At 70.6% G+C, this 19,897-nt stretch carries 24 protein-coding genes; 7 read left to right on the forward strand and 17 right to left on the reverse strand.

Annotation, left to right across the window (positions count from 1 at the left end; translation table 11 throughout):
• Positions 1–280: transposase domain-containing protein (locus BM314_RS26480; RefSeq protein ID WP_139237881.1), on the forward strand; the 280-nt coding region annotated here is incomplete at its 5' end.
• On the opposite strand, the gene BM314_RS30280 is transcribed toward BM314_RS26480, so the two are convergent.
• The 4 genes from BM314_RS30280 to BM314_RS26500 all read right to left on the reverse strand — a co-directional run bounded on the left by BM314_RS30280 (position 247) and on the right by BM314_RS26500 (position 2,040).
• Positions 247–570 carry a hypothetical protein gene (locus BM314_RS30280; RefSeq protein WP_139237882.1) on the reverse strand — a complete coding sequence of 108 codons (324 nt, stop codon included), beginning with the start codon at positions 568–570 and terminating at the stop codon, positions 247–249. The genes BM314_RS26480 and BM314_RS30280 overlap by 34 nt on opposite strands.
• A gap of 3 nt (positions 571–573) precedes the next feature.
• Positions 574–822 carry a hypothetical protein gene (locus tag BM314_RS26485; protein WP_091981334.1) on the reverse strand — a complete coding sequence of 83 codons (249 nt, stop codon included), beginning with the start codon at positions 820–822 and terminating at the stop codon, positions 574–576.
• A 78-nt stretch (positions 823–900) separates the two neighbouring features.
• Complete coding sequence (locus BM314_RS26490) at positions 901–1,113, reverse strand: hypothetical protein (RefSeq protein ID WP_091981336.1); 213 nt, start codon at positions 1,111–1,113, stop codon at positions 901–903.
• A gap of 414 nt (positions 1,114–1,527) precedes the next feature.
• Positions 1,528–2,040, reverse strand: coding sequence for a hypothetical protein (locus tag BM314_RS26500; RefSeq protein WP_244540044.1), 513 nt, complete (start codon positions 2,038–2,040; stop codon positions 1,528–1,530).
• A 146-nt stretch (positions 2,041–2,186) separates the two neighbouring features.
• Between BM314_RS26500 and BM314_RS26505 the strand changes: the two genes are divergently transcribed.
• Positions 2,187–2,699, forward strand: coding sequence for a hypothetical protein (locus tag BM314_RS26505; RefSeq protein ID WP_056526673.1), 513 nt, complete (start codon positions 2,187–2,189; stop codon positions 2,697–2,699).
• 397 nt (positions 2,700–3,096) lie between these two features.
• Here the strand turns inward: BM314_RS26505 and BM314_RS30765 are convergent, their stop codons facing one another.
• Positions 3,097–3,234, reverse strand: a complete 138-nt coding sequence (locus BM314_RS30765) for a hypothetical protein (protein ID WP_020094733.1) — start codon at positions 3,232–3,234, stop codon at positions 3,097–3,099.
• 855 nt (positions 3,235–4,089) lie between these two features.
• Here BM314_RS30765 and BM314_RS26510 point away from each other — a divergent pair.
• Positions 4,090–4,359 (forward strand): GCG_CRPN prefix-to-repeats domain-containing protein, encoded by a 270-nt coding sequence (locus BM314_RS26510; RefSeq protein ID WP_020094732.1) that lies wholly within the window; start codon positions 4,090–4,092, stop codon positions 4,357–4,359.
• A 244-nt stretch (positions 4,360–4,603) separates the two neighbouring features.
• On the opposite strand, the gene BM314_RS26515 is transcribed toward BM314_RS26510, so the two are convergent.
• From BM314_RS26515 to BM314_RS26540, 6 genes are all read right to left on the reverse strand, one after another.
• Positions 4,604–5,470, reverse strand: a complete 867-nt coding sequence (locus tag BM314_RS26515) for an outer membrane protein (protein WP_091981343.1) — start codon at positions 5,468–5,470, stop codon at positions 4,604–4,606.
• A 447-nt stretch (positions 5,471–5,917) separates the two neighbouring features.
• Positions 5,918–6,112: a hypothetical protein gene (locus BM314_RS26520; protein WP_020094731.1), complete on the reverse strand. Its 195-nt coding sequence runs from the start codon at positions 6,110–6,112 to the stop codon at positions 5,918–5,920.
• A gap of 414 nt (positions 6,113–6,526) precedes the next feature.
• Positions 6,527–6,736 (reverse strand): hypothetical protein, encoded by a 210-nt coding sequence (locus BM314_RS26525; RefSeq protein WP_091981345.1) that lies wholly within the window; start codon positions 6,734–6,736, stop codon positions 6,527–6,529.
• Between the two features lie 106 nt (positions 6,737–6,842).
• Positions 6,843–7,163: a polyhydroxyalkanoic acid system family protein gene (locus BM314_RS26530; protein WP_056526667.1), complete on the reverse strand. Its 321-nt coding sequence runs from the start codon at positions 7,161–7,163 to the stop codon at positions 6,843–6,845.
• A 99-nt stretch (positions 7,164–7,262) separates the two neighbouring features.
• Positions 7,263–7,574 (reverse strand): hypothetical protein, encoded by a 312-nt coding sequence (locus BM314_RS26535; RefSeq protein ID WP_091981347.1) that lies wholly within the window; start codon positions 7,572–7,574, stop codon positions 7,263–7,265.
• Positions 7,575–7,659: 85 nt separating this feature from the next.
• On the reverse strand, positions 7,660–7,890 hold the full coding sequence (locus BM314_RS26540; protein WP_020094727.1) for a hypothetical protein: 231 nt from the start codon (positions 7,888–7,890) through the stop codon (positions 7,660–7,662).
• Between the two features lie 517 nt (positions 7,891–8,407).
• Here BM314_RS26540 and BM314_RS26545 point away from each other — a divergent pair.
• Both BM314_RS26545 and BM314_RS26550 read left to right on the forward strand, forming a co-directional pair.
• A complete protein-coding gene (locus BM314_RS26545; RefSeq protein WP_091928387.1) occupies positions 8,408–8,725 on the forward strand; it encodes a hypothetical protein in 318 nt (105 codons plus the stop codon).
• Positions 8,726–9,126: 401 nt separating this feature from the next.
• Complete coding sequence (locus tag BM314_RS26550; protein WP_091981349.1) at positions 9,127–9,357, forward strand: hypothetical protein; 231 nt, start codon at positions 9,127–9,129, stop codon at positions 9,355–9,357.
• Here the strand turns inward: BM314_RS26550 and BM314_RS26555 are convergent.
• Both BM314_RS26555 and BM314_RS26560 read right to left on the reverse strand, forming a co-directional pair.
• Complete coding sequence (locus BM314_RS26555; protein WP_091981351.1) at positions 9,354–9,596, reverse strand: hypothetical protein; 243 nt, start codon at positions 9,594–9,596, stop codon at positions 9,354–9,356. The genes BM314_RS26550 and BM314_RS26555 overlap by 4 nt on opposite strands.
• Positions 9,597–9,628: 32 nt before the next feature.
• Positions 9,629–9,883, reverse strand: a complete 255-nt coding sequence (locus BM314_RS26560; protein WP_020094723.1) for a hypothetical protein — start codon at positions 9,881–9,883, stop codon at positions 9,629–9,631.
• Between the two features lie 421 nt (positions 9,884–10,304).
• Here BM314_RS26560 and BM314_RS26565 point away from each other — a divergent pair, with 421 nt between their 5' ends.
• On the forward strand, positions 10,305–11,120 hold the full coding sequence (locus BM314_RS26565; protein ID WP_091981353.1) for an SDR family NAD(P)-dependent oxidoreductase: 816 nt from the start codon (positions 10,305–10,307) through the stop codon (positions 11,118–11,120).
• A gap of 67 nt (positions 11,121–11,187) precedes the next feature.
• Here BM314_RS26565 and BM314_RS26570 read toward each other — a convergent pair whose 3' ends face one another.
• The 3 genes from BM314_RS26570 to BM314_RS26580 form a co-directional block, all read right to left on the reverse strand.
• Positions 11,188–12,438 carry a sensor histidine kinase gene (locus BM314_RS26570; protein ID WP_091981355.1) on the reverse strand — a complete coding sequence of 417 codons (1,251 nt, stop codon included), beginning with the start codon at positions 12,436–12,438 and terminating at the stop codon, positions 11,188–11,190.
• A 139-nt stretch (positions 12,439–12,577) separates the two neighbouring features.
• Positions 12,578–14,824, reverse strand: coding sequence for a xanthine dehydrogenase family protein molybdopterin-binding subunit (locus BM314_RS26575; RefSeq protein WP_091981357.1), 2,247 nt, complete (start codon positions 14,822–14,824; stop codon positions 12,578–12,580).
• A gap of 11 nt (positions 14,825–14,835) precedes the next feature.
• Positions 14,836–15,282 carry a (2Fe-2S)-binding protein gene (locus BM314_RS26580; RefSeq protein ID WP_091981360.1) on the reverse strand — a complete coding sequence of 149 codons (447 nt, stop codon included), beginning with the start codon at positions 15,280–15,282 and terminating at the stop codon, positions 14,836–14,838.
• A gap of 600 nt (positions 15,283–15,882) precedes the next feature.
• Between BM314_RS26580 and BM314_RS26585 the strand changes: the two genes are divergently transcribed.
• Complete coding sequence (locus BM314_RS26585; protein ID WP_091981361.1) at positions 15,883–17,265, forward strand: mercuric reductase; 1,383 nt, start codon at positions 15,883–15,885, stop codon at positions 17,263–17,265.
• Between the two features lie 3 nt (positions 17,266–17,268).
• On the opposite strand, the gene BM314_RS26590 is transcribed toward BM314_RS26585, so the two are convergent.
• Positions 17,269–19,791: an MFS transporter gene (locus BM314_RS26590; RefSeq protein ID WP_091981365.1), complete on the reverse strand. Its 2,523-nt coding sequence runs from the start codon at positions 19,789–19,791 to the stop codon at positions 17,269–17,271.
• Positions 19,792–19,897 lie beyond the last annotated feature (106 nt).

Below are 19,897 nucleotides of genomic sequence, written 5' to 3' on the forward strand. Positions count from 1 at the left end.
CGACGACGGCCGCGTCGAGATCGACAACAACACCGTCGAGCGGGCGATCCGGCCGTTGGCCCTGACGCGGAAGAACGCGCTGTTTGCCGGCTCGGACGGTGGGGCCGGGCATTGGGCTGTCGTCGCCTCGCTGGTCGAGACCTGCAAGCTGAACGGGGTCGAGCCGCAGGCCTACCTGACCGACGTCATCACCCGCATCGTCGCCGGCCACCCGCAGAGCAATATCGACGACCTGCTACCCTGGGCCTACGCACCACAGCCCCTCAAAGCCGTGGCCTGAGAACGACGCTTACATCCTGGCACCTCGATCAGCCAGAGGTGGTTGACGCCGTTGAGAGCGACCGGGGCAATCAGGCTGCGGCCGAGGCGTGCTTCGACGGCTCGCTTAAACACCTTGCTGGCGGCCTCCGTCCGCTTGGCCTCATCGTCGCCGTCGGCCAGGTAGATGACGAAGAATGCCGTCCTGGCGGCTTGCAGCGGGACGGCACGAACCGCGGAGTCCTCATTGCCGAACGGCCACGCGCAGATGCCATCGTCGGTGACGCTCGTCCGAAGTGCTTGTCGGAACACCTCTCACGATGTCGGCCAGCGCTCCTTGCTGGCCGCGACGGCTACCGCGGAGGTGCCGTCCGTCTGCCACTTCACGACACAGGTAGTTATCGGCTCGCGGTCGTAGTTCTCGCCGACTGTGACGACCTCCACATCAAAAGAGATCTCGTACCCGCAACGGGTGCCCCGCACCTTCCGGATTGCCACGCGCGTGTTGTTGATGGCGCCGCCCTTATAGCGATCGGCGAGTACGGCGAGAGCCTCATCAGCCAATCAATCGGTCGTCGCCCGTTTGTTGTGGAGGAGAGAATTCTTAAGCCGCAGATTAGAAGCGGCGCAGGCCTTCCCGACTCAGACGGTGATGTCCACCACACGCTCCTGCGCTGCGAGAAGTTTCGGGTCATTCTTTTGCCTTTGGATGCCTGCGTCGTCCGGCGGGGGCGCCGGCATTGAGACGGTATGCAGCCCCGCTTTGTGCTCCATCGCAGCTTCCGCCCTTGCCGACTGGATCATCTCCGTCGCCTTCACCAGTCCGATGGCATTTATAGTGGTAGTGATTGTCATGGCTCTGATCTCCTTATTGGGGATCAAAGCACGTATTCGGTATTTGAATTACTTTTCTAATGTGTTCAATTTGCCGTTCTATCAGCGGTCCATTCTAAGCAGCCCTCATCCTTCTGTCTTGTCGGGCTAGTCCTGCTTGGCACCTCCGTTTATGCCTGTGCTATGCTCACCGCTGACGGAGCCGCTGCCGTGCCCCTGCGGGTTGAGGCGAGGGCGATCCGACGTGAGATCTTCGGGCTTCGTCCCTTTGGTTTGGTCGGATATGAGGTTCCTTCTTACCGACGAACCTAAGACACGAGAAGAGTTCGCTCGCACCAGTGTGCGGGCTATGCGCCATCGGGCACGGCCAACTGCGCTGGAGCGTTCCAGATGTCTGGATGCAAGTTTTCCGAGGACGCGCGGGTTCGCCTCTCCTCAGCGGTCCGGCCGACTACGTCCGATCGCTTCCGCCAATGCAGGGAAGCCGCCGATGAGTTCGGCACCGCTGATCCAGTAGCAATGCCCGAACATGATGTTCAGCCAAGATGTAAAGCGAGCCCGTCTCGTCCAATGAATCCGCGCAGCAGCTTCGGGATCAATCTCCAGCCGGTAGTAGCTGCTCATCCAGAATTGCAGAGGCTTGATGGCGCGGATCGTCTTCCACGGGATCCAATCCGTCGAGAGGCGTCGGTCATAAATCCCTTGAGGACCAATGGAGACGACCACGTCGGGCTGGAACAGCTTCAGGCCCCACACAAGTGCGCCAAGGCCGAAGATCACTACGCCACCGCGCATCTCATAATCCCGAAAGCTTCCAGGAATTATGGTATCAGTGCCGACATTAGGCTGAGTCAGAGCCAGCCAAAGGGCCACTGCGACGAACACACACGATCCCATAAAGCGCGTAAAAATGCGCGAATTGGATCGGTAGAGATCGATTGTGCTCATTGGAATACTCCCTCACTTGAGTATTCGGCCTACGCCTCGCTACGGGCTTCCGAGGTGCGGCGGAGCACTGATGCGACCGCTGCAAGCGGTGCCAGTCACTCCGTCCACCAACTCAGTTGCGCAGGCTTGCATTGTGGAGGTTGACGATGACCTCAGATCCCGGCCGCACCGCCTACTACGCGCGCTTCGCATACGCCCGGCCACGCGAGTTCGACTCGTGGGACAGCCTGACACCGGAGGTGCGTGCCATCTGGGCACAAGTGGAGGTCGCGGTCCTCACCGGCGCTAGCTCTGGCATTCACCCCGGCCAAGCTCGCAAGGTCGCCGACGATCCGGATCGGCCCTCCACCATCTCAACGGCGGCCATAGTCCCGTCCGTGGTGGCTGGTGAGACCTTCGTGGTTATCCAAGACGAGCACGTGCAACTGCTTCAGCGCATTGACCGCGGCCCGTTCTTCGTGCCGCTCCTCGAGCTCGCATACGTGAAGCTCATCCCATGGAACGGTGACACGCTCATCCCGCGTCTGGTGAGCTGCGGCTGGGCTGAGATGGCGCCGCGCGAGTCGCGCGCAGTCCGAATCACCGACGCTGGCCGGCAGGCATTGGCCGATCTCGACGAAGCTAGGCTGAAGGAGCAGGGAGGGGGCAGTGCCGCGTGAGCAGTTGGCCAGCGCCGCCGACTTGGTGCGCGTATTCGGCTTCACCGAACGGCACTGAATCCGCCAGGCTGCGGCCGGGCGAAACGCTGATGCTCGACAGCCGTTCGGCGCGCAGTCATCGTAGGTGTTCGACCAACGTGCCGTGCGTCAGTGGTGGGATGCTTCGACGAGGACGGTGCCGGAATGACCGACACCTACCTCCGCGGTAAGACGTGGTGGGTCCAAGTCCACGCTAGGACACGGGAAACGAGCGGGACCACGCCGAGATAGTTGCCCCAGGAATTCGCCTTGGCTGCGCCTGAATGGGGCGCCGAATGAGGCTTAGAGGTTCACCTTTCTGCCCAGCTGAGATCCGGGGGACCTCCACCGAGGCTGCGTGAAAGGGCCCCGACTTGGCTCAGGCCAGCGTCGGAACCGGGCCGGTGAAGCCCGTGGCCGGCTTGTCGGCGTCGAAGTGATTGGCCAGCGCCACCACGAAGGCGAAGTTGGCGATGGCGGCGAAGGGGAGAAGGGCAACAGCGGTGAGGAGGGTCATCGGTGGCGTCCTTTTGTGCGGTGCGTGAGAAGGTATATCGCACTGCACGCGACTTCTTGGTATGCCACATGCCTCACGCCAGATATGCGGCGCATGCATGAAGGTGTCGGGAATAAGATCGACCCTTGCAACGATCGGGCTGTAGATCCTCGGCCCGCAGGCGAGCGGAGTGCGGGTCGTCGACGTGCGCGCCGCCGCCTGTTCGAGATGCCGAGTTCTCATCCTCTGCATCGAACCCCAACGCGCGGCAGTTGAGCCGCCGCACAATCGCAGCTGAGACATTCGGGCATTTCAACTGCGCTCTCCGAGAGCCGAATGTGCCGGATGGCCGACGAATGGCCACGTTGCGGCCGCAACGCCTCGGACACGTCGCGCTGTTCGCCGGATTGACTCTGGAGAGACGGGGCGCGGGCCGATCCAGTCCGGCACGCGGACTGCTCGCCGCAAGCCGAAAGGGAGGCCGTGTGGACGGATCCGGGGAAGTGGAAAAGCGCGACCTCAAAGCCCCTGGTGATCGCGCTCGTCGTCGTGGAACGCGTCTCCGCGGGTCCATCGCGGGCAACTGGATCTGGCAGGCCGGCAGCCGGCCGCATACTGCCCCGCAGCAGAGCGACGGATCGGCGACGGCTCTCCCGACGTGAGCGGGTGATCCGGGCCGCAGGTCCGGCGGACACTGTCGTCTTGGTCGAGGCGGAATCTTGGGCGGGTAGAGCGCCAGTATCGAGGCAGCGCTTAAAGAAAAGCTCCAGCGATGCGGGCAATCGAGACGGTCCGTGACACCCGGCCTTCAGCCGGGATCAGGTATTCGAGCGGTGCCGACGGAGATCGGCTCAGCCAAGACCTGGAGATCGGTTGATGCTCAAGTCCCTCGCCGCCGCGGCACTGCTCGCCGTCGGCATCGCCGCGCCGGCCTCGGCGCTGCCCGTCGCGGGTTCTCCGCTCCCCGCCGCGCAGGACGGGCTGATCCAGCACGTCTACGGCGGCTGCGGGCCCTATGGCCATCGCGGCCCTTATGGCGGGTGCCGCGCCGGCGGCCAGTGGGGCGGCTATGTCGGTCGGGCCTGTCCGCGCGGCTTCCACCTCGGTCGCGGCGGGCGGCGCTGCTGGCCGAACCGGTACTGGTAGCGGCGCTCCCGCTGTTCGGGGCGATCGGCTGACCGCCGTGGCGCACCGTGACGGAACGCAGGAACACCCTGGGAGCGTGCGCTCCCAGGGTGTTGCCGACCTCGCGGCCAGTTTGATCGGGCTGGGGATGCGAAGGCCAACCGGAAGGCTGCTCTTCGGCGGCGGAGGGCGATGAGGCGGACCTGCCCCCCTCGCCCGCCGCCGCGTCTCCCGGCACGGAGGCCGGGAGCGGCGCGACCCGATCTCAGTAGGAGCCGAACTTGTAGTTCAGGCCGGCGCGGACGACGGCGAACTCGGTCTTGGCGGCGGCGCCGTTGAGGTAGGCGGTGCCGTTCGGGGGCAGGAGGTTGCCGTAGAACACGCCGCCGGCCGAGTTCTTCTGGCGGTCGAGGCTGACGTACAGGCCTTCGACCTTCAGCGTGACGGCCGAGGAGCGGAAGAAGTTCAGGAACGAGTCGGTGGGCAGGGCGTACTCGACGCCGCCGCCGGCGGCCCAGCCGGTGCGGAAGCTGTCGCGGAAGCGGTTGCCGGAGAAGTTCTGGTCGTCCTGGCCCGAGCCGTAGGCGAAGCCGCCGGTGCCGTACACGAGGGTGCGGTCGAAGGCGTAGCCGAGGCGGCCGCGCACGGTGCCAAAGTAGTCGAGGCCGTTGCCGCTGGTGGCGACGAAGGCCGGCGGGTTGGAGAAGGCGACGCCGGGGAAGCCGAGGAAGCTGTAGTTCTGGGTGGCGTTGGCGCGACGGGCGAAGTCGACGTACTGGGCGTCGGCCTCGAAGCCGATCACGACGCCGGAGCCCGGGGTGAACTGATAGTTGTAACCGATCTGGGCGCCGCCCGAGAAGCCGTCGTTGTTGTTGCGGTTGTTGACGCTGACGACGCCGGCGGTGCCGGGGGAGTTGATCAGCGAGCCGCCGGGCAGGGCGTAGCTGGTGGTGCTGCGGCTGTTGGCGTCGAAGCCGTAGCCGGCGTTCACACCGATGTAGAAGCCGGTCCAGGTGAACACCGGCACCGGCGTGAACACCGGCGGCGGCGCGGCGCGGCGCGGAAGGTCGGCGGCGGACGCCGCGGCGGTCAGCGCAGTGAAGGCGGTCAGGGAGGCGAGGAGCTTGGTCATCAGGGTGATCCGGGTTTCGATCTGGTGATAAGACTACCAAGCTCTGAGCAGAATAGCTGTAGTTTTACGGACACACAGGCTCGCGACGTCGGAGAAAACATAGTAAACGGCCGATTAACTCCGGGCGGATCTGTTAAATACTGTTGAAGTTCTGGCGGTATGCTCGGGGCCTGCGCCCGAGGCGCATGCATCGGTCCGCGGCGAGGCCGCGCGGGCGGCCAGGGGGCGACGCGCCGACAGTCCTGCGGGCGGCGCTGCCGGCCGCCTGAGCGGGGAGGGTTCGTCATCACTGTGGGTGCGCCGCGGACGACCCTGGCGCCGCCCGCGCCGGATCCGTCCGGCGGTAACATGGGATCGAGAGCCGGCGCTTCGGCGCCGGCGGGGTGACACTGAGCCGGCGGACGGCGCGCGGGGACCTGTCCGGTGGTCCCCGCGTCCGCGGCCGCGCTAACCCGTCCGGTCGCGCCGGGTGATGTGCTTGACCAGTTCGGCCAGCTTCTCCTCGGCCTTCTTCAGCGCCACGCGCGAACTGTGTCCGGGCGGCGTTCCGTCGGCAGCCTCGCGAAGCTTCGCGATGGTGTCCTGGGTATCCTCTACCTCGGTATCGAGCGCGGCACGCTCACCGGATCTATCGATGGCCATATCGATCCTCCAGGTGTTCTGCCCCTGGCGGCCGCCAGGGCGCCAGGCCCTGAGGTAAGGCGGCATCCCGACCGTGGCGAGCTTCGCGGGCCTCGCCGGAGGCCGTTTCCGGCACGGATCCGGGTTCGGCGACCCCGTCGCCGCCTGTGCGCCACGGCACGCCGCAGCGTGATCCCGGCGCCCGCGGACGGCGTTCTACCGTCACACACACCGGAGACCGCCGCCATGCTGATCCTCAATCCCCTCACCGGCCAGACGGTCGACGTGCGCGTGCCCCGCCCGCAACTCGGGAAGGCGTGAGGGACGGCGTGAGTCCGCTCCCGCGCGGGCTCCCGCCGATGCGCCACGGGGCCCGAGCGCGCCCTCCCCGGTCGCGCCCGCCCGCAGGGTCGGCACGCCGGGTGCTGCGAGCGCTCACAGGGAACGCGGGGGCCGGCGCGCCAGGCGCTCGGCTTCCGCCTGCCACGCGTCGCGCTCGGCCTGAAGCGCCTCGATGCGGGCGTGGAGATGGCCGGCGTCGATGGCGGTCTCCATCAGCATGTCCTGCGCGGTGGCGAGCTGCTGGCGCAGCTCGGCGTTCTCGGTCGCGAGCGCGAGGAGCAGGGCCGCCATGTCATCGCTCATCCGGGCCCCTGCGCCGCCACCGAGCCGGCGCGTTTAGCCCCGGCACGACCGGGCCACAACCGCCCCGCGGGCCCCCCGGACCGATCGCCGCCCCGGGCCGCGCGCGTCAGGCGGCCTCGTCGGACAGGAGGCGCCCGACGTAGTGGCGCCCGACCGACTCGATGACGGGCGCGAACAGGCTGGCCATCCAGGGCACCAGCGCCTCGACCTCCAGCGCGTCATCCGCCACCTGGATGGCGACGCGCGCCGACTGCCCGTAGCCGCTGCCCGAGAAGGAGCGGCGATTACCCAGCCAGTCCTCGGCCTCGACGCGGATCTTCTCCGCCTCCAGGCGACGGAAAGCCCAGTCCATGTGCAGGTCGATGCGCCGGCGAACCTCGGCTGTCCCGAGGTCGTGCGGGACGGTGATGGTCAAGCGCTTCGGCATCGGCATCTCCTCGCAAGCGGGCCCCGGGAGGTGCGGCCGGAAGGTTAACGCCCGGTGATCGGCGCCACCCGATCGACGCGCCGGGCGAACCGCCGGCGGTCAGTACCGGACCGTGCGGACGCCGCCGGCCCCGCCGCTCACGACGCTCCGGATGACCTCCTTGGTCGACGGGCTGATCCCACCGTCACCGCGCAGCCGGCGCCCGTCCGCCCGGTCGAGGCGCGCGACGTCGTCGGAGCACCGGTCCAGGGCGCGGCGGACCTTGGACGACATCGGCCCGCCGCGTTCCGCCGGGGTGCCGGCCATCTCGAACCGCAGGCAGGACGCCAGATAGCCTTTCAGGTCGTCGAAGGCGGCGGCCTGGGCCCCCGAAGTCAGGACGATGAAGATCAGGGCGGATCGGGCGAGCATCACGCGCTCCAGGGAAAGCGGTCCGCGCGGACAACGCGCGAGCGGGGCGTTGGTCCCGGAGGCCGCGCCCTCGCGGCCGCCGCACTCAGCCGCTGCGGCGGGGCGCCTGGGCCGCGTCGCGCCGCTGGTCCTGGGTTCCCCGACACTGAACGTATTCCGGCGTTCCCGGCTCGGCGCCGTAGCCCCGGCAGATCGCGTCGTCCTTCGCGGCGACGTCCGCCTCGCTCATGAAGAGCTCGCCGCGGCCGGGCCGGTTCGCCGCGTTGCAGGCCGTCAGGGCCGTGGCCGCGATCGCCAGAACGATGATGTGCTTCATGGGACTCCTCGCCGCCGATCAGCACCACAGCGGCGGGACGCTGTCGATGACGCTGCCGACGACCCGGCCGCGGCGTCCACAAGCCGGCGGTCGACATGGTTATCCAAGGATGGCCGGACCTTCGGCGCCGCGCCGCGGTCCCGGCCGTCCACCGCACGGGGCGGGGCCGGCCCGGATGCAAGCGTGACGCCGCCGTGACCGGCGGTCCCTGCGGGGCCGGCATGTCGTGTCACCGGTGCACCGGCGGCGCAACGCCGGCTAAGCATCTGCCTCTGCATCCTCCCAAGGCAGACCCACCTTCGGCCCCGCCGGCAGCGCCGCGCGGGGCCTTTTCGTGCGCCGATCCGGAGGGTTGGCGCTCCGCCCGCGGGCGAGACCCTGCGCACCGGGCGCGGCCGGGCACGACGATCGGCGGCGCACGACGACGACGGGTATCGGAAACCAGGTCCGCGCTCCCGCGTTCGGGCACGGAGGCCCGTGCGTGAGGCACAGTCAGGGCCGAGATGCCAAGGAGCACATGATGCGTCATGCCCTCTTCGCCATCTTCGCGCTGGTCGCGGCGTCGCCCGGTTCGGCGCAGACCAGCACCGGTCCCGCACCGATCCGGCAACCCGGACCAGCCCAGCCGGTGACGCCGGGCACCCCGGCCGGAACCGTCGTCGTTCCCGGCGGCAGCCAGAATAGCGGTCCGGGCAGCACCGCCGTCGTCGCGCCCACCGGGACGGGGGCGACGACCATCACGACGGATTCGGCCGCCGGCGGGAATGCCGGCCAGCCGGAGCGCGGCGTACCCCAGGTCGGCAAGGGGAGCGGGGATGGCAGCGGCGGCAGCTGATCGCCGGACCCCGTCCTGAGGATCCGTCCCGCCCCGTGCCGGATCGGGGCGGGACAGGTGGACCGTCCCACCGCCGCCGACCGACGCGGCGGGCTGCGGCGCGGGCACGGGACCAGCGCACCGTTGACCCGCGGCCCGGGACCGCCCGTCGCCGTGGAGCGATGATCCCGCACGGCGTTCAGTCCAGATGTCGGGCAAGCCTGTTGTGGGCCATAGAATTTTGATCGCTATATCTAACTCAGGTTATGCTATCAATCTAAGATAATTACCGGTCGCCAAATCATTGGTATCTATATACCAGTAAAATTTATTCCCGATTTATTGATGCGATTGTCGCATTTTCACGATATGGATATATTTAGATTTCACGCGACGCCGCCGTGCGTCGGTCGGAGATTGCGTTGGCGGATCCTGAATTCGAGGATGGAAAATTCGGGCCGAACGACAAGAGATCGATGCTCCGGCAGATCGCGCACGCCCTCGGCGTGCCCGAAGACGCTTTCCTCGACGAATCCGAGGCGCTCGCCACGATCGACATGACGGGGGAATTGCTGCGCGTCTGGCACGCGCTCACCCTGTCGGACCGCCGCTTGTTGCTGCAGATGGCGCGCGGGATGATCTCCCGCGGCTAGAACGGCCACGGCTCCTCCTGCGGTCCCGGCGCCGTCCGCTCGCCCGGCGCCACGAGGTCCACGATCTCGTCGAGCGGCTGCGTCACCCGGATCGTTCGCCCCACCGCGGTGATGAACGTCTCGTTGCGCATCAGGTCCGTGTCGCTCAGCGCCTGGACGCTCGTCACGCGCAGCAGGTGCCGGCAGCCGTCGCCGTCCTGCACCTGGAGGAAGTTCCCGACCCGCCGAACCGCCGACATGGCGCTCTCCCGCCCCGCTGGTGATCTGTGGCCTAGGCGCCCTGCAGGCTCTCGGCGAAGTCGTCGGGGATCTCCCCCCACTGGCCGAGGATCGTGACGCCCTCCAGCTCGCCGGTCTCGTCGTCGGCCACCACCTTCAGCGCCGCCGCGCCCGGCATCCGCCTGGCCATGTTCTCGGCCTTCTTCACCGCCCCGCTCTCGGTCTGCGCAGGCTCCTGCCGGGCCGGCCGCAGCCGCTTCCGGTGCAGCTCGAAGGGCTGCACCACGAACGCCGTCCTCATCGCCATCGTCGTCCTGCACCCCGGTTCGTCACAGGTTCTCCACAGACCGCACGGGCCGCCCAAGGGCGCGCCACGACAGGGGTTTTCGAGCCGTATCCACACGCGTCCACGGGGCCGGAAGAAAAGTCTCGCCCGCAGATTGTGCCCGGCCCGCCCGTATGATCTGTTCCGCTTTCGTTCTAGCATGGCGAGGCCGCGGGTGCACCTCTCCCGGATCGACGCGCGGCGGATCTCGGGCACCGATTCCGTCAGCGGGCCGGCGCCGCACCGGCCTCCCCGCGCCTGCCCGACGGGCGTTGGGCAAGGCGGCCCGATCATGCCACCGGGTCATACCAAGGTATGGCGTCGCCCCGCATCCGTATAAATGTAAGCCTCCGTCGCGATCGCTACACTTTCCGTCATTCAGCAGCACAGACGGAGAGTTGTCATGACGGAACGTGCCAAGGGAACTGCTCTGATCACCGGCGCTTCGGGCGGGATCGGCGCGATCTATGCCGAACAGCTCGCCGCGCGCGGCCACGATCTCATCCTGACCGCCCGGAACGCGGATCGCCTGGAGGCGGTCGCCGAGACGGTGCGCGGCGCCTCGGGCCGCACCGTCGAGGCGCTCGCGGCGGACGTCAACGACCGTGCCGGTCTCCGGCGCGTCGAGGACCGGCTGCGGAGCGACCCGGCGATCACCCTCCTGGTCAACAACGCCGGCTTCGGCTCGGCGGCCCCGCTGCTCCAGGCGGATCCGGACGAGATGGAGCGCATGATCGGCGTGAACGTCACGGCCGTGACGCGCCTCGCCTACGCGGCGGCGCCGACCTTCGTCGCCCGGGGGCACGGGGCGATCATCAACGTCGCCTCGACCGTCGCCCTCAATCCCGAACTGCTCAACGGCGTCTACGGGGCGAGCAAGGCCTACGTTCTCGCCTTCACGCAGGCACTGCAGCACGAACTCGCCCCCAGGGGCGTCCGGATCCAGGCGGTCCTGCCCGGCGCGACGGCCACCGAGTTCTGGACCGTGGCCGGCGTCGGCGGCCACCGGAACCTCCCGGCCAGCATCGTCATGACGCCGTCCGACCTGGTCGCGGCCGCGCTCGCGGGGTTCGATGCCGGCGAGGTCGTCACGATCCCGCCTCTGGAGAACGGCGCCGCCTGGTCCGCGCTGGACGCCGCGCGCCTCGAACTCGCCGCCCAGCTCGGCGCGGCGACGCCGGCGAGCCGGTACCGGACCCCGCGCGCCGACGCCGCCTGAGGCCCTCGGGGGCGTCCCGGCCGGGGCGCCCCTGCCCGCTCCCTGCCCGCTTCCCGCGGCCGCCCGGTCAGGACCGGGCGAGCGGCAGGCACACCGAGAAGCGGGCGCCCGGCGTCCCGTCGCGGGGCCTCGCGTCGATCGAGCCGCCATGGGCCGCCACGATGGTCCGGCAGATCCGGAGACCGAGGCCGAGCCCCTCGGCCCGCGTCGTGAAGAAGCCGTCGAACAGCCGGTCGACGGTGCCGGGATCGAGGCCTGGCCCGTTATCGACGACGTCGACCGTGATCGCCCCGTCCCGGCAGACGGTCTCGACCGCGATCTCGGGCCCGGGGGTCCGCGCCTGCCGATGGATCTGGATGGCGTTCATCAGCAGGTTGACGAAGACCTGCTGCAGCTGGATCCGGTCCGCGACGACCTGCGCGGCCGCGTCCGCCGGGGCGACGGTGAGCCTGATCTCGGTGCGGTTCAGGTCGTGCGCCACGAACCGCGCGGCCTCGGCCAGGACCTCCGCCACGGCGACGGGCGCGCGGACGCTGTCCCGCTTGGCGGCCATGCGGCGGGTGCGATCGATGATGTCCCCGGCCCGCGTGACCTGATCGACGATGCGCTGGCATTGCCGCCGGAGCAGGTCGCGGTCGAGGTCCGCGCGGTCGAGCAGGCGCAGCATCGCCCCGGCGGTCATGCCGATCGACGACAGGGGCTGCCCGAGCTCGTGCGCGATCGACGCCGACAGCTCGCCCAGCGTCGAGATCCGGGAGACGTGGGCCAGCTCGTCGCGCAGCACCTCCAGCGACATCTGCCGCGCGACGTGCTCGGTGATGTCCACGAAGGAGGCGAGCCACAGGCCGGAGGTGGCGCCGTCCGCCCGCGGGACCACGCAGAACAGCGTCTCGAAGCGCGATCCGTCGAGCCGGACGCTGTGCGCCTGCTGCTGGAACGAGGTCGCGCCCGCCGCGAAGGCCCGGGCGGAATTGACCTGGGCGGTGCAGAGCGGATCGAAGAAGCGCTGCGTGCGCTGCCCGATCATGTCCGCGCGGCCGCCCGCGCCGAACATCCGCACCGCCGCCTCGTTGACGTCGAGGATGATCATCCCGTGCCGCAGGCGGTCGGCCACGTCCGGATGGGCGTCGAGGTGGGCGGCGATGTCGGTGATTCCGGCCGCCCGCAGCGCGTCGAGGGTGGCGACCCGCTCGCGGGCATCGACGACGACGAAGCCGATCGTCGAGACCTTCATGCAGACGAGGTACCACGCGTCGTTCCAGTCGGCCTCGCTGGCCACGACGATCCGGTCGGCCGTCGGCGTCAGACCGTTGCTCATGTCGGCGGTTCCCGGGGCCGGCCCCGATTCAGGCCCGCCGCGCCCCCGCTATACGGCATCCGAAAATCCCGCTTCCAGTCGGGACGCGGGACTTTCGGGGGCTGACCCGGGGGGCGTCGCCCCGGGTTATTGATCGGCGTCAGGTCCCCGAGAGGGTCTCCTTGGCCAGGGGCAGGCTGCGCAGGCGTCGGCCGGTCAGCGCCGCGACCGCGTTGACCACCGCCGGCGGCACGCCGGGCAGGCCGGGCTCGCCGATGCCGCCCATCGGCGCCCCGCTCTCGACGATCGCCACGTGCACCCGCGGCATCCGCTCCCGGTCGAGGATCGGGTAGGCGTCGAAGTTCCGGGCCTGCCGCTCCCCGTTCTCGTAGACGACCTGCTCCAGCAGCGTCGACGAGAGGCCGAGCGCCGCCGCGCTCTCGACCTGGCGCTTCACGATCGCCGGGTTGACCACGCGGCCCGGATCGATGGCGATCCAGAGATCGTGCACCCGCGCCTCGCCGTTCTCGAGCGAAACCTCGGCGATCGTCGCCGTCTCCGAGCCGAACGGCGAGGCCATCGACACGCCCCGCGCCCGCCGCGTGCCGTCCTGTGCCCGGAACGGCCCGCGCGTCCAGCCGCCCGCGAGGTCGGCCACCGCCTGCAGCAGGGTGCGGTGGCGGGCGCTGTCCCTCAGGAGCGTCATCCGGAGGGCGAACGGATCCTGGCCGCCGGCCTGCGCGATCTCGTCGAGGAAGCTCTCGTAGAAGTAATCGTTCATCGAGTGCCCGACCGAGCGCCAGAACGCGATCGTCACCGGGTGCGGCACCTTCACGTAGGTGAGCCGCCGGTTCGGGATCGCGTAGGGCTTCCGGTCGAGGCCCTCCACCACCGAGGAATCCACCGGCCCCTTGAACAGCGCGCCGAACCAGCGCCCGATCGGGCCCTCTCCCACCGCGGTGGTCTCCAGCGCCACCGGCATCCCGTCCGGACCGAGCGCCGCCCTGAACCGCGCGAAGCTCAGGGGGCGGACGGCGTCCATGCCGAACTCCTCCTCCCGCGACCACAGCACCCGCACCGGCTTGCCCGTCGCCTTGGCGAGCAGGATCGCCTGCGGGAACGGGCTCGCCGGCCCGTAGTGGAAGTGGCGCCCGAAGAAGCCGCCGAGCATCGGCGAGTGGATCCGGACCTGATCCGGCTGCAGCCCGGCCGTCTTGGCGGCGACCTGCTGGAACAGCTCCGGCATCTGGTTCGGCACCCAGAGGTCGAGGCTGCCGTCGGGGGCGAAGCGCGCCACCGCCGAGGGCGGCTCGAGCTGCGCGTGGGCGAGGTAGGGCGCGTCGTACGCCGCCTCCACCACCTTGGCCGCGCCCGCGAAGGCGGCGTCCGGGTCGCCGGCCTGCTCGGCCGGGACGCCGGGGCTCGCCGCGTCCCGGAGGGCGGCCAGCATCGCCGCCGAGGAGAAGCCCGCCGAGACGGTGGCGACGCCGTCGGGCGCCGGCCGGGTCCAGGTCACCTGCAGGGCCTCGACGGCCCTGCGGGCCCGCCACCACGTGTCGGCCACCACCGCCACCGCGCCCGGCAGGCGCTCGACCGCCTGGACGCCCGGCATCGCCCGGACCTCCGCGGCGTTGGCGATCGCCTCCGGCTCGGTGCCGAGATGCGGCGCGTGCCGGATCGCGGCGTGGACCATGCCGTCGAGCCGGATATCGATGCTGTAGACGGCCCGGCCGGTGGACTTGTCGCGCATGTCGAGGCGCGCCACCGGCTTGCCGATCCAGCGGAAATCTTTGGGATCCTTCAGGGGGACATCGTCCCGCGGCTGCAGCGCCAGCGCCGCGGCGGCCAGCGCGCCGTAGCCGAGGCTCCGGCCGGAGGCGGCGTGGATGACGCGCCCGTTCTCGGTGGTCAGACTGGCCTGCGGCACGGCGAGCTCGGCGGCCGCCGCCCGCAGGAGCATCTCGCGGGCGGTGGCGCCGAGGCGGCGCATGGCCTCGAAGCTGGAGCGTGTCGAGAACGACCCGCCGGTCATCCGCAGGCCGTTGACGACCGCGTAGTCGGGGCCGGGCGGGGCGCATTCCACCGCGAAGCGCACCGGGTCGAGGTCGAGCTCCTCGCCGATCGTCTGGGCGAGGCCGGTGTTGATGCCCTGGCCGCCCTCCACGAAGGGGCTGAGCAGGCGCACGGTGTCGTCGGGGCGGATCTCCAGGAAGGCCGTCACGCGGGTCCCGGGTTTCGGCGCGACGGCCGCCGGGCCTTCGGCGCGGGTCTGGGCGGTGGCCGGCGCGAGCCGGAGGCCGACCCCGAGGAACAGCGCGCCCGAGGCGGCCCCCAGGAAGCCGCGGCGGGAGAGGTTGCGCACCGGTTCGCGACGGTCGGCGCGGTGGAGGGGCGTGAGGTCGGTCATCGTGCGCCTCCTCAGGCCGCGGCCTGCCGCACGGCGGCGGCGATGGCGTTGTAGGTTCCGCACCGGCACAGGTTGGTCATGGCGCCGGCGATGTCGGCCTCGGTCGGCTTCGGGGTCTGCTTGAGCAGGCTCGTGGCGGCCATGACCTGACCGGACTGGCAGTAGCCGCACTGGGGCACCTCGATGCCGACCCAGGCGGCCACGACCCGGGCACCGACCGGGTCCTGCTCGATCGCCTCGATCGTCGTGACGGCCTGGTCGCCGACGCTCTCCAGGGGGATCTGGCAGGAGCGGGTCGCCGCGCCGTCGAGGAGCACCGTGCAGGCGCCGCACTGCCCGATGCCGCAGCCGTACTTCGTGCCGGTCAGCCCGAGGCTGTCGCGCAGGACGAACAGCAGCGGCGTGTCCGGTTCCGCGTCCACCGTGTAGCGACGCGCATTGATCGTGAGCTGGACCATCGTTCGACCTCGTGGGATGGGGACGCCGCGACGTGTCTCGGCGTGCGAACCGGCCGGGCGACATGTCTTCGGGGACGGCCGAAGGCGCGGTCCGGATCGTGTGCCGTGTCGCGAGAGGTACCGCCGCCCCCGGCCGCGCGGAATCATACGAAGGTTAGGGGTCGTCACCCGAAACGGTGCCCCTCCGCGGCCCGCCCCCGGGATCAGGGCCGGCGGAGGACAGTCCATCGCCCTGGGTCTCGGCCCTGAAAGCTTCGCGGGGCGCTCGGGCGGCCGGTCACGCGCCCGGGCCGCGGCTGCGGCGAACCCGCGTGTTCCGGGATCCGATCTTTCGAAGCGGAGGGCGCGGGACTGCGGCAGGCCGGCCTGCAGAGGCGCCGACCGGAACGGGTGATCGCCCGTCAGCGACGGACGGAGCTGCGGTGATGGGCCGATCCGGCTCAATGATACCGAGGTTCGAGTCGGATCATCCGAGACTCGATGCGCACGAAACCTGCGCGCCGGACGGTCGGGACCGGTCTATCATACCGACGCATGATATCCGTCCGGTCGTGAGGCCTCTACGTTTTCCGCAGATCTCGGGATCGCGGAGGAAATACCATGGACGACCACTACGATGCCCTCGTGATCGGCAGCGGCGAGGGCGGCAAGTTCCTGGCGTGGCACCTCGCCAAGGCCGGCCAGAGGGTCGCGGTGATCGAGCGCCGCTGGATCGGGGGCTCCTGCCCCAACACCAACTGCCTGCCGAGCAAGAACGAGATCTGGAGCGCCGAGATCGCCCACCGCGCCCGGCAGGCAGACCGGTACGGCATCGAGACCGGACCGGTCGCGGTGGATATGGGCCGGGTGGTCGCGCGCAAGCGGGCGATGGTTCGCGACCTCATCGACATGCACCTCGACCGCTACCGCGAGAGCGGCGCGGAGCTCGTCATGGGAACGGCCCGCTTCACGGGCCCCAGAGCGCTCACGGTCGCGCTGAACGCGGGCGGCTCGCGCGCGCTGACGGCGGAGCAGATCTTCCTGAATCTCGGCACCCGCGCGACCATCCCGGACGTCCCGGGCCTGCGCGAGGCCGGGCCGCTGACCCATATCGAGGCGCTCGAACTCGACGCCGTGCCCGCCCACCTCGTCGTCCTCGGCGGCGGCTACGTGGGCCTCGAACTGGCCCAGGCCTACCGCCGGTTCGGCAGCGCGGTGACGGTGATCGAGCACGGGCCCCAGATCGCGGGTCGCGAGGATCCGGACGTGGCGTCCGCCCTCGCGCAGTTCCTCGAGGCCGAGGGGTTGGCGATCCGCACCGGCACGGAGGTGGTGCGCGTGCGCGGCCGCTCGGGCGAGACCGTGGAGATCACGGTGCGCGGCGGTGCCGGTGAGGCGGTCATCGCCGCGAGCCACATCCTCGTCGCGGCGGGGCGCGCGCCGAACACCGACGGCATCGGTCTCGACCGCGCGGGCGTGGCGCTCACCGAGCGGGGCGTCATCGAGGTCGACGATCACCTCCGGACGAGCGCGCCGGGCGTCTGGGCCATCGGCGAGTGCGCGGGCAGCCCGGCCTTCACCCACGCCTCCGCGGACGATTTCCGCGTGATCCGCGACACGCTGGCGGGGATCCCGCGCTCGACCGCGGGCCGGCTGATGCCGTCCTGCCTGTTCACCGACCCGCCGCTTGCGCGGGTCGGGTCGACCGAGACGGAGGCGCGGGCCGACGGTCACGCCGTCCGGGTGGCGCGGCTGCCGATGGCGGCCGTGCTGCGCACGCGGACGACCGGGCAGACCGAGGGCTTCATGAAGGCCGTCATCGGTCCGGACGACCGCATCCTCGGCTTCACGATGCTCGGCGCGGAGGCCGGCGAGGTCATGGCCGCGGTCCAGGTCGCCATGCTCGCCAACCTGCCCTACACGGCGTTGCGCGACGCGATCCTCGCCCATCCGACCACCGCGGAGGGGCTGAACAGCCTGTTCGCGGCCGTCCCCGCCCGCTGAGGCTCAGCCGGCGGCGGCGGGCTCGGCTGCGGCGCCTCCCGCCGCGTCCGGCTCGGCCGCCGGCAGCTCGACCGCGAAGGTCGCGCCCGGCCCGTCGTTGTTCCCGCCGGTCAGCGTGCCGCCATGGGACTCGACGATGGTCCGGCAGATCGCGAGGCCGATGCCCATCCCGTCGCGCTTCGTGGTGAAGAACGGGCTGAACAGCCTGGGCAGCTGCTCCGGATCGATGCCGGTGCCGCTGTCGACGACCGCGATCCGCAGCCGGCCCGGCGCGGGGGCGGTCAGCGCGATCCGCAGCGCGCGGCGGGGCTCGGGCAGGTCACGCACGGCGTGCAGGCCGTTCGTCACGAGGTTGACCACGACCTGCTGCAACTCGACGCGGTCGGCCAGGACGCGCGCCTCGGTCGCGGCGATCACCGTCCGCACCGTCGCCCCGGCCGCCAGGATCTCCCGGTCGAGGAGGGCCGCGACCTCCGCCAGGAGGGAGCCCAGGTCGAGGATCTCGGGCTGGCTGCGGTCGCGGCGGAGCTGCTCGCGTGTCCGCTGCACGATCCGGCTCGCCCGCATGCCGTCGCGGACGGCGCGCTCGGCCGCCCGCGCGGCCGCCTCCAGGTCCGGCGTCTCGCGCCGCAGCCAGCGCAGGCAGGCCTCGGCGCTCATCACCATGGCGCCGATCGGCTGGTTGACCTCGTGGGCGATGGAGGCGGAAATCGCCCCGACGGTCGAGACCCGGCCCGCGCGGGCGAGCTCGGCCTGGGCCGCGAGCAGGGCCTCCTTGGCGCGCTCCCGCTCGGTCACGTCGATCATCGCGCAGGCGACCCGGTCGAGGGCCGCCTCGTCATCCGGCAGCGCCACGACGAGGATCGCGGTCACCTCCCGCCCGTCGGCGCGGATCAGGCGGCCCTGGGCCTCGAAGCGGCCGCCCGCCCGGTCGATCCGCTGCAGGAGCGGCAGGACGAGGTCGTTGCCCGTCGGCAGGAAGCGGCTCATCGAGCCGAGCACCGCCTCGCGGGAGCCGCAGCCGAGGAGCCGCACCGTCGCGTCGTTGACGTCGACCAGCGCGATCCGCCGGGCGCAGGCGGCGACGAGCGCGGCGTCGGCCTGCCCGCGGAGGTCGGGCCCGAGGGCGCCGGCGGCCCGCGCCTCGGCGAGGTGGGCCTGCGCCTCGGAGAGATCGACCTCGCACAGCGCGACGTGGCTCTGCTCGAACAGCGCGCGGTACCGCCGCTCGCTCCGGGCGAGCGCGTCCAGCGCCCGCCGCCGGGCGCTCGTGTCGAAGGCGATGAGGCTGATCCCGCCGGTCAACGCGAGGTAGAAGCCAACCGCGGTCAGGCCGCTCTGCGCGGCCAGCGCCTGGGCGATCATCGGCGAGAAGGCGCCGCCGATGATGCCGCCGACGTTGAACGCCACGGAGGTCCCCGTGTAGCGCACCTGCGGCGGGAACAGGCTCGGCAGCCACGCGCCGAGCGGCCCGTTGACGAAGCCCATCACCCACAGGGCGAAGGCCAGGAAGACGAAGATCGTCGCGAGGGAGCCGCTGCCGAGCATCGGCGCCAGCAGGATCCCCGACACGATGGTCCCGGCGCAGCCGACGATTAGGACCCGGGCCGGGTCGAGCCGGTCCGACAGCCAGCTAGCGACGACGATGGCGGCGGCCATGAACAGGATCGCGCCGAGCTCGACCGTCAGGAACGAGGCCCGGGAGTAGCCGAGCGTCGTCGTGCCGTAGCCGAGCGCGAAGGCGGTGGCGGTCCAGAACAGGGAGAAGCACGCGACGACCCCGAACATCCCGGCGACGACCTGCCCGGCATGGTCGCGCATCAGGGCGACGAGGGGGACGCGCGGGGGCTGCGCGTCCTTCACGGCGGCGGCGAACTCCTCGGTCTCGCCGAGATTGGTGCGGACCCAGAGCCCGAGCCAGACCAGGGGCACGCTGAGCAGGAAGGGCACCCGCCAGCCCCAGTCCGCGAACTGCTCCGCGCTGAGGGTCAGGGTCAGGACGAGGAACAGGCCGTTGGCCACGAAGAAGCCGAGGGGCGCCCCGAGCGGCGCGAACATCGCGTAGCGGGCGCGCCAGCCCGGCGGGGCGTTCTCCAGCGCCAGCAGCGCGGCCCCGCTCCACTCGCCGCCGAGCGCCAAGCCCTGCCCGAACCGGAGGAGGCAGAGCAGGACGGGGGCGAGCCAGCCGGCCAGCGCGAAGGTGGGCAGCAGCCCGATGGCCGAGGTCGTGAGCCCCATCAGCAGGAGCGAGGCGACCAGCGTCGCCTTGCGCCCGATCCGGTCGCCGAAATGCCCGAAGACCGCGCCGCCGATCGGCCGGGCTACGAAGGCGAGGCCGAAGCTCGCGTAGGCGCTGATCAGCTCCGCCGATTGCAGCGCCGCCGGGAAGAACAGCGGCCCGAAGATCAGGCTCGCCGCCGTGGCGTAGATGTAGAAGTCGTAGAACTCGACCGTCGTGCCGATCAGGCTCGCGAGGAGGACCCGCGCCGTCGTCTGCCTGGGACGCGCGTCGCCCACCGCACTCATCTCCGCGCCTCGCTGCACAGCCTGTCGGACGGGCGCGCGGCCGGAGGAGGCGGGCGGCCGCGAATCCTGGGCCGGGAGGCGCTGACCTCGCCGGAGGTTGAGCCAG

It is taken from the genome of Methylobacterium sp. 13MFTsu3.1M2 (assembly GCF_900112625.1).
GTDB lineage: Bacteria > Pseudomonadota > Alphaproteobacteria > Rhizobiales > Beijerinckiaceae > Methylobacterium.